Here is an 8,255-nt window from a genome sequence, read left to right as displayed (position 1 = left end):
GACAAAGAGGGGGGGCTGGATGGGGAAGCATGGAGCATGGGACAATTGTCGGATGAAAATCAACCAACAATGCGTGGTCGCGCTGACCTGGACCCTCAAGGACACGCTGGGCGAAGAACTCGACGTGCTCGATGAGCCGGTGGAGTTCCTCGTGGGCGGCAACGACCTGTTGGCCAAGATCGAGGAAGCCCTGCTGAACCACTCGGCGGGCGACACGATCGACCTGCACCTGGAGCCGGCCGACGCCTTCGGCGACTACGACGACCGCCTGCTGTTCCTCGAACCCCGCCACCTGCTGCCCGACGAGATCGAAGAAGGCATGGGTTTCGAGGGCCTGCCCCCGGGCTGCAACCCCTCGGCCCCCAAGGACCGCCTGTATTTCATCAGCGACATCTACCCCGAGCACGTGGTGCTGGACGGCAACCACCCCCTGGCCGGCATCGCCCTGCGCATCAGCCTGAAGGTGCACGCGGTGCGCGAGGCCCGGGAAGACGAAATCGGCCAGGGCACGCTGGGCACCGGCTTCTTCCGCATGCAGGTGGACGCGCCCGACGAACTGCAGGGTCCGGGCCTCACGCCGCCCGGCCCCCACACACTCCACTGATCAGGACACACCCCCGCCGCGCTGCGCGCGTCCCCCTCAAGGGGGCGGTGCCTGTGGCCCGGCAAAGCCGGTTCCGCGGCACCTCTTGATCAGACCGCCTCGCGCGACGACGGTCTTTTATCCTCTGCCCGTGGAACCGTAACCCCCGGCGCCGCGCTCGCTCGCGGTGGCGAAGTCGTTCACCACGTTGAACTCCGCCTGCACCACGGGCACGATCACCATCTGCGCAATGCGCTCCATGGGCTCGATGGTGAAGGCCACGTCGCTTCGGTTCCAGGCGCTCACCATGAGCTGGCCCTGGTAGTCGCTGTCAATCAGGCCGACCAGGTTGCCGAGCACGATGCCGTGTTTGTGGCCCAGGCCGGAGCGCGGCAGGATCATGGCGGCGTAGCCGGGGTCGGCCAGGTGGATCGCCAGGCCGGTCGGCACCAGTTGCCACGCGTTGGGCGCCAGCACCAGCGGCGCGTCGAGGCAGGCCCGCAGATCGAGGCCGGCACTGCCGGGCGTGGCGTAGGAAGGCATCTGGCTGACCAAACGCGGATCCAGGATGCGGACATCAAGTTTCATAAAAACCGAGACGGTGTCAGTGGGAACGAAAAGGCCCGCTGCACGCAGCGGGCCCCTGCCCAGATACACCATGGACCCGGTCGAGCCGGACCGCAGGTGCAGCTTTCAAGATCAGATCTTCACGCCAGCCATGTACTGGTTGAACGGGAACTCCGAGAAACGGTTCCACAGAATCTGATCGCGCTGGAAGGTGCGCATGTCCTGGTGGATCTTCTTGAAGGTGGGCGACTTGGCTTCGTGCTCGGCGAACACTTCCATGCAGGCCTTGAAGCCGGCATCGATCACCGCCTTGGGGAACGCCTTGAGCTGGGTCTTCTCGGCCACCAGCTTCTTCAATGCGATCGGGTTCACGGCATCGTACTTGGCGGTCATGTCGGTCGCGGCCACGGCCATGGCGGCGTTCAGGATGGCCTTGTTTTCATCCGACAGGGCGTTGAACTTCTTCAGGTTGATGAAGAACTCCAGATCGGCGCCGCCTTCCCACCAGCCCGGGTAGTAGTAGAACGGAGCCACCTTGTGAAAGCCGAGTTTGGCGTCGTCGTGCGGACCGACAAATTCGGCCGCGTCCAGCGTGCCTTTCTCCAGCGCCTGGTACACCTCACCGGCCGGCAGGTTCTGCGACACCACACCCAGCTTGGCCATGCCCTCGCCGAACACGCCGCCGCCCATGCGCATCTTCAGGCCCTTGAGGTCGGCGGCAGTCTTGATCTCCTTGCGGTACCAGCCGCCCATCTGCGTGCCCGTGTTGCCGGCGCTGGCGGTGCGGAAGTTGTACTGAGCGAAGAATTCATCGAGCAGCTTGCCGCCATTGCCATGCTGCTTCCAAGCGGTGTTCTGCCGGGCGGTCAGGCCAAAGGGCACCGCGCAGCTGAAGGCGAAAACAGGGTCCTTGCCGGTGAAGTAATAGGCGGCCGTCTGGGCCATGTCGATGTTGTCGCCCTGAAGCGCGTCCACGACGCCAAAGGCAGGCATCAACTCGCCCGCTGGGTGAACGGAAATCTCGAACTTGCCACCCGACAGTGCCTTGACGGTCTGCGACAGCTTCTCGGCACTGCCGAAGATGGTGTCCAGCGAACGAGGGAAACTCGAAGCCAGGCGCCAGCGCACCGCAGCTTGCGCATGCACGGCCGGTGCCACACCAGCGGCCAGCACGCCGGCCAGGCCGGCACTCTTCACGATAGAACGACGATCCATTGAGATTGCTCCAGGATTGCTTGATGAAAGCTTGAAAGAAAGGCGCAGCCTCTTGCGTGGCACACACCGGGATGAAGAACGGTCTTTTGATTCTATTGATATCTGCCGTGTCTCAAGGGCAAGGCCGCCGAGGGTTTTCCCTCGACAGCCTGCGCTTCGTCACGCCGCAGGCACGCCGCTGGCAGAGCTCACTTGCGGCCGAGGGCTTCCTGCATGGCCTTCATGGGGTCGTCTTCCGTGGCGGCCTTGGCGTCGGGGCCTGCTTCGCCAGCCGCTTCCGGCTTTGCAGAGGGCTGCTCCTGACCTTCTTCTGACGGCGCGGTCTGATCGTCCGCACCGTAGCCACCTTCGGAGCCCGGGTTGAGGTCTTCCATCATCTGCTCTCCCACGGCCTTGAGGTCGTAGTCACCGACCTTGTCGAGGCTGCCCGTGACCAGCCCCGGGAAGGCGATCAGCACACCGACCATGAACAGCTGGATGATCAGGAAGGGGATCGCTCCCTTGTAGATCTGCATGGTCGTGACCGGGGCCATGACCTTGTTGGTCACCCGGTCCACATAGGGCTTGTCGGGCGCCACCGAGCGCAGGAAGAACAGCGCGAAGCCGAACGGCGGGTGCATGAACGAGGTCTGCATGTTCACCGCCAACAGCACGCCGAACCAGATCAGGTCGATGCCCAGCTTGTCGGCCACCGGCGCCAGCAGCGGCACCACGATGAACGAGAGTTCAAAATAGTCGAGGAAGAAGGCCAGGAAGAAGATCAGGATGTTGACCACGATCAGGAAACCAACCGGGCCACCCGGCAGGTCGGCCAGCAGATGCTCCACCCAGATCGGACCATCGGCCGCCTGGAACACCAGGCCGAAGATCGTGGCCCCGATCAGGATGAACATCACGAAGCTGCCAAGCTTGGTGGTCGTGGCCAGGGCCTGTTTGAGCAGCTTCATGTCCAGCCGCTTGCGCATCAGGGCCATGATGATGGCGCCCATCGCCCCCATGGCACCGCCCTCGGTAGGGGTGGCGATGCCCAGGAAGATGGTGCCGAGCACCAGGAAGATCAGCAGCAGCGGAGGGATCAGCACGAAGGTCACCCGCTCGGCCAGGCGCGAGAGCAAGCCCAGCTTCGCGTACTTGTTGGCCAGGGCCATCACGAGAGCCACGAAGGCACCGCCAGCCATGGCCACGACGACCTTCTCGTCGGTGGGCACGGAGGTCACCTCGCGGCCCAGCCACCAGGTGTGGACTTCGGGCATGTAGCGCGCCAGCACGATGGAGACCATGAACGAGACCACCATCAGCACCAACAGCGACTGGTAGCCGCCGCTGCCATTGGGCTCGCGGTAGATGCGCGCCTCGGTCGGCAGCGCAGGCACGCTGGCGGGCTTGAAGATGGCCAGGCAGGCGATGTAGAGCACGTAACAGCCGACCAGCATGAAGGCCGGGATGAAGGCCCCCTTGTACATGTCACCGACGCTGCGGCCCAGCTGGTCGGCCATGATGATGAGCACCAGCGAGGGCGGAATGATCTGCGCCAGCGTGCCCGAGGCCGCGATCACGCCACTGGAAAACTGGCGGTCGTAGCCATAGCGCAGCATGATGGGCAGAGAAATCAGGCCCATCGAAATGACCGAAGCCGCCACCACACCCGTGGTCGCGGCCAGCATCGCACCCACGAAAACCACCGCCAGCGCCAGGCCGCCACGCATCGGTCCGAAGACCTGGCCAACGGTGTCGAGCAGGTCCTCGGCCATGCCGCTGCGCTCCAGGATCAGGCCCATGAGCGTGAAGAAAGGCACCGCCAGCAAGGTGTCGTTGGCCATGATGCCGATCAGGCGCTGCGGCAGCCAGGCCAGCACCGAAGACGGGAACACGCCCATCTCGATGCCGACGATGCCGAAGGCCAGGCCACAGGCGCCCAGGCTGAAGGCCACCGGGAAACCCAGCAGCAGAAAGATGATGAGCCCCGCAAACATGATCGGGGCGAAGTTCGCCGCAATGAATTCCATCGTCGATTCCTTGGCCGGTTACTGCGAGACTGGCGTGCCTTTGGCGGCATCGCGCTGGCTCAGGATCTCGGCCAGTTCTTCCTCGGCAGACTTCTCGCCGGCCTTGATCGTGGGGTCGGGACCCCGCCCGGTGAGGAAGGCCACGCGCTTGATGAGTTCGGACCAGCCCTGGAGCATCAGCAGGATGAAGCCTGCCGGGATCGCCAGCCACACTGGCCAGCGGATCAGGCCACCGGGGTTGCCCGACATCTCGCCCGAGGTGTACTTCTCCATGAAGATCGGGATGCCGTAATACAGCACGAGCAGGCACACCGGTGTGAGGAAGAAAGCGAAGCCGAGGATGTCAATCCAAATCTGCGCCTTCTTGGGCAAACGGCTGTTGAGGACATCGATGCGCACATGCTCCCGGTTGAGCAGCGTGAAACCGGCCGCTATCAGGAACGACCAGGCAAAGAGATACCACTGGATCTCGAGGAAGGCGTTGGAGCTGGTGTTGAAGGTGTAGCGCACAAGCGCGTTGACGGCGCTGATGACCGTGGAACCCATGATCAGCCAGATCGCGTGTCTGCCCACCCAGGCGTTGAGCCTGTCGATGGCCCGAGAGAAGTTGAGAAGTGCACCCATCCTGATTCCCATTTCTTGTGAACATAGACCCCACACCCCATTTATCGATGGATAAAGAAACACGCAGCGAGCGAAGTACCGCAGCTGCGTGTGGGTGGTATGGAGCGGCTGATTGTAGGGGATGCCTTTTTTGCATCAAAGGGCCTGCGTGCAGGGTAAACCCGTTTTCCACGCTCCGGCGCTGCAGTTCAGCCGACCGCTTTCACCACGGGCGCGAGCAGATTGCCAAAACGCGTGCGGATGGCGCGTTCGATGCCCGTTCCATCCAGCCCCAGACCGGCCAGCAGCCGAGCCGGATCGCCGTGGTCGACGAAGGTGTCCGGCAGGCCCAGCTGCAGCACGGGCAGTGCGAAGCCCTCTGACTGCAAGGCCTCCATCACGGCGCTGCCAGCGCCACCCATCACACTGCCTTCCTCGACTGTGACCAAGGCGTCGTGCGACGAGGCCAGCTCGCGCAGCAGTTCCACATCGAGCGGCTTGACCCAGCGCATGTTGGCCACGCTGGCGCCCAGCTTCTCGCCGGCGGCCAGCGCGGGCTGCAGCAAGGTGCCGAAGGCCAGAATGGCCACGCGCCGGCCCTTGCGGCGCAGCTCGCCACGGCCAAAGGGCAGGCCTTCGAGCCCGGCGGGCTGGGCCACACCCGCACCTGCACCGCGCGGATAACGCACCGCCACAGGCTGATTCTGCGCGAACGCGGTGCTCAGCAGCTGGCGGCACTCGGCCTCGTCGGCCGGGCAGGCCACGGCCATGTTGGGGATGCAGCGCAGGTAGGCGATGTCGTAGGCGCCCGCGTGCGTGGCGCCGTCGGCACCGACGAGGCCGGCGCGGTCCAGCGCGAACACCACCGGCAGGTTCTGCAGCGCCACGTCGTGGATGAGCTGGTCGTAGGCGCGCTGCAGGAAGGTGGAGTAGATCGCCACGACCGGTTTGAGCCCCTCGCAGGCCAGGCCGGCGGCGAAGGTCACGGCGTGCTGTTCGGCGATGCCGACATCGAAGTAGCGCGCGGGGAAGCGGCGCTCGAACTCGACCATGCCCGAGCCTTCGCGCATGGCCGGCGTGATACCGACCAGGCGCGGATCGGCCTCGGCCATGTCGCACAGCCATTGGCCGAACACCTGGGTGAAGGTGGTCTTGGACGGTGTGGCGGGCTTGGTGATGCCCACCGCGGGGTCGAAGGTGCCCGGGCCGTGGTAGGCCACGGGGTCTGCTTCGGCGAGCTTGTAGCCCTGGCCCTTCTTGGTGACCACGTGCAGGAACTGCGGGCCGCTGTCGGTGTCGAGCAGGTGGCGGATGTTCTCCAGCGTGGGGATCAGCGATTCGAGGTCATGGCCATCGATCGGCCCGATGTAGTTGAAGCCGAATTTCTCGAACAGCGTGGCCGGCACCACCATGCCCTTGGCGTGCTCCTCGAAGCGCTTGGCCAGTTCGAACAGGGGCGGCGCCCCCTTGAGCACCTGCTTGCCCACGTTCTTCGCGGCGGCGTAGAACTGCCCGCTCATGAGCTGGGCCAGGTAGCGGTTGAGCGCCCCCACAGGCGGAGAGATCGACATGTCGTTGTCGTTGAGCACCACCAGCAGGCGGCCCTCGGCCACGCCGGCGTTGTTCAGCGCCTCGAAGGCCATGCCGGCGGTCATGGCGCCGTCGCCGATGATGGCGATGGACTTGCGCGGCTCGCCCTTGATCTTGGAGGCCAGCGCCATGCCCAGCGCGGCCGAGATGCTGGTGGACGAGTGCGCGGTGCCGAAGGTGTCGTACTCGCTCTCGTCGCGGCGCGGAAAGCCGCTGATGCCGCCGAACTGGCGCAGCGTGCCCATGCGGTCGCGCCGGCCGGTCAGGATCTTGTGCGGGTAGGTCTGGTGGCCCACGTCCCAGACCAGGCGGTCATCGGGGGTGTTGAAGACGTAATGCAATGCCACCGTGAGTTCCACCGTGCCGAGGTTGGAGCTGAGGTGACCGCCCGTGCGCGCCACGCTCTGCAGCAGAAAAGCGCGCAGTTCATCAGCCAGCGGCGAAAGTTGCGTGCGCGCGAGTTGGCGCACATCGGCGGGGGATTCGATGGTCGACAACAGGGAATTCATGGGCGGGGGCGCTTGGGTCATGGTGGATCGGCCTTGTTTCGGGCCTCAGGACGCACGCCGCCCCACCCAGTCGGCCAGGGCGTGCAGGGTGGCGGTGTGGTCGAGGCCGGAGCGGCGCAAGGTGTCGTGGGCCTGGGCCAGCACGCGGTCGGCATAGGCCTGTGCCTGGTCCAGCCCCATCAGGGAGACGAAAGTGGGTTTGTCGGCCGCGGCGTCCTTGCCGGCGGTCTTGCCCAGCGTGGCCGAGTCGGCGGTGACGTCGAGGATGTCGTCCACCACCTGGAAGGCCAGTCCCACGCAGGCGCCGTACTCGGCGAGCAGGGCCAGGGCCTGGGGCGAGGGCGTGCCGGTGGAAGCGCCCATGGTCACGCTGGCCTGCAGCAGGGCGCCGGTCTTGCGGCGGTGCATGGCTTCGAGCGCGGGCTGGTCGAGTGCCACGCCCACGCTGGCGAGGTCCACGGCCTGCCCGCCGGCCATGCCGTCGGCCCCGGCCGCGAGCGCCAGCAGGCGGCACAGGCGGGCGCTCATGCCATCGCTCAGGCTGCCGTCGCCCGGCACCAGCAGTTCGAAGGCCAGGGCCTGCAGCGCGTCGCCCGCCAGCAGGGCCTGGGCCTGGCCGAACTGCACGTGCACCGTGGGTTTGCCCCGCCGCAGCACGTCGTTGTCCATGCAAGGCATGTCGTCGTGCACCAGCGAGTAGGCGTGGATGAGTTCGACCGCGCAGGCCGCGCGCATCGCCGCCGCCGCGTGGCCGCCCACCGCTTCGCAGGTGGCCAGCACCAGCAGCGGGCGCAGGCGCTTGCCGCCATCGAGCACGGCGTAGCGCATGGCGTCGCCCAGCCCGGCGGGCGCGTCGGCGGACACCCAGCGCTCCAACGCACGTTCCACCGCGTCCTGTTGCGCCTGGCGCCAGGCCACGAAATCGTGGGTATCGGAGAGCACGGCGTTCACGGCGCGTCCCAGGGCTTGAGCGTGCCGCCTTCGAGCACCTTGATCTGGTTTTCCACGTCATCCAGCCGCGAGCGGCAGAACGCGAGCAACTCCGCGCCCCGCTGGTAACGGGTCAGCAACTGGTCCAGCGGCAGTTGTCCGGCGTCGAGCTGGGCCACCAGTTGCTCCAGTTCTTCCAGCGCCGCCTCGTAGCTGGCGGGCGCATTGGGAGAAGGGGCCGCACGGGGGGCG

8 protein-coding genes are annotated in these 8,255 nt (G+C 65.9%); 1 reads left to right on the top strand and 7 read right to left on the bottom strand.

Annotated elements, in window-relative coordinates:
- Positions 1-52 precede the first annotated feature (52 nt).
- On the top strand, positions 53-604 hold the full coding sequence (locus tag AC3WPZ_RS26925) for an FKBP-type peptidyl-prolyl cis-trans isomerase (protein WP_382323748.1): 552 nt from the start codon (positions 53-55) through the stop codon (positions 602-604).
- 117 nt (positions 605-721) lie between these two features.
- Here AC3WPZ_RS26925 and dut read toward each other — a convergent pair whose 3' ends face one another.
- The 7 genes from dut to AC3WPZ_RS26890 form a co-directional block, all read right to left on the bottom strand.
- On the bottom strand, positions 722-1,171 hold the full coding sequence (gene dut, locus AC3WPZ_RS26920) for a dUTP diphosphatase (RefSeq protein ID WP_382159586.1): 450 nt from the start codon (positions 1,169-1,171) through the stop codon (positions 722-724).
- A gap of 111 nt (positions 1,172-1,282) precedes the next feature.
- A complete protein-coding gene (locus AC3WPZ_RS26915; protein WP_291111820.1) occupies positions 1,283-2,365 on the bottom strand; it encodes a TRAP transporter substrate-binding protein in 1,083 nt (360 codons plus the stop codon).
- A gap of 188 nt (positions 2,366-2,553) precedes the next feature.
- Complete coding sequence (locus AC3WPZ_RS26910; RefSeq protein WP_444688178.1) at positions 2,554-4,371, bottom strand: TRAP transporter large permease; 1,818 nt, start codon at positions 4,369-4,371, stop codon at positions 2,554-2,556.
- Between the two features lie 18 nt (positions 4,372-4,389).
- Positions 4,390-4,995 carry a TRAP transporter small permease subunit gene (locus AC3WPZ_RS26905; protein ID WP_382325535.1) on the bottom strand — a complete coding sequence of 202 codons (606 nt, stop codon included), beginning with the start codon at positions 4,993-4,995 and terminating at the stop codon, positions 4,390-4,392.
- Between the two features lie 188 nt (positions 4,996-5,183).
- Entirely contained in the window at positions 5,184-7,073 is a 1,890-nt protein-coding gene (gene dxs, locus AC3WPZ_RS26900; RefSeq protein WP_444688565.1) for a 1-deoxy-D-xylulose-5-phosphate synthase, read from the bottom strand.
- A 45-nt stretch (positions 7,074-7,118) separates the two neighbouring features.
- Positions 7,119-8,015, bottom strand: a complete 897-nt coding sequence (locus AC3WPZ_RS26895) for a polyprenyl synthetase family protein (RefSeq protein WP_492442411.1) — start codon at positions 8,013-8,015, stop codon at positions 7,119-7,121.
- Between the two features lie 5 nt (positions 8,016-8,020).
- A partial coding sequence (locus AC3WPZ_RS26890; protein WP_492442409.1) for an exodeoxyribonuclease VII small subunit occupies positions 8,021-8,255 on the bottom strand: 235 nt, incomplete at its 5' end.

The organism is Hydrogenophaga sp. FW305-3-2-15-A-LB1 (assembly GCF_058787875.1).
Note: the sequence above shows the minus strand (reverse complement) of the source record. Positions and strands in the feature narration are given on the sequence as shown.